The sequence below is a fragment of the Neisseria sp. P0009.S007 genome (assembly GCF_051962515.1).
The window spans coordinates 1-778 of the sequence record NZ_JBQCVF010000773.1; the positions used below are offsets into that span (position 1 = coordinate 1).

Annotated in this window: 1 protein-coding gene; it reads left to right on the forward strand. The window is 48.8% G+C overall.

Features of this window, described 5'->3' with window-relative positions; translation table 11 throughout:
* The coding region (locus ACTHS3_RS16275) for a PspA/IM30 family protein (RefSeq protein ID WP_440368542.1) at window positions 1–542 on the forward strand (542 nt) is incomplete at its 5' end.
* Window positions 543–778 lie beyond the last annotated feature (236 nt).

Sequence of the window (778 nt, forward strand, 5' to 3'; positions counted from 1 at the left end):
CAGTAGATGAAGTGCGTGCTGAATTGGGCAAAGTGTTGGCACAGAAACATCTTGCCGCCAAGAAAATGGCCGATGAAAGCAACCGCCACGAAGCCATCGATGCTAATCTGCAAGCCGCCGTAGATGCCGGTCGCGATGATCTTGCCGAAGCGGGTATCGCCGAGCAGATGGACATCGAAGCGCGTCTGCCTGTTTTGGAAAACACCATCGCCGATTGTGCCGCACAAGAAAAAGAGCTCGAAGGCTTTATTGCCGCCCTGCAGGCGAAAAAACGCGAGATGCAGCAGCAGCTGCAAGACTGGCGTGCCGCACAGCAAAGCATGGGGACAGGCAAAACAGCCGGCGGCAACGGCAGCGACCTCAACCGCATTGCCCGTGATGCCGAAAAAAGCGGCAATGCCTTCGACCGTGTGATGGGTCGCCAAAACTCAATACACAGTAGTACTGATGCGGCGCAGTTGGCAAAGCTGAAAGAACTGGAAGACTTAAGCCGCAACAACCGCATTGCCGAAAGATTGGCGGCATTGAAAGCGAAATCATAAGCCATATTGAGAAAATCTCGGTTTCAGACGGCCTCTATCTTCACGGGGCCGTCTGAAAAAAGAAAACCATACACACCTCAATAACAAAAAGATGCCGGATTGGGAAAAATCCTGTGAATTACGACCAATTAATAAAAATACCCATATCCAATCGGCTTAACTTTAAAATAAAATATATGCCGTCTGAAAATTAAAAAGAATAAGGAAATGCAATATGTGGAATTTAATCAACGCCC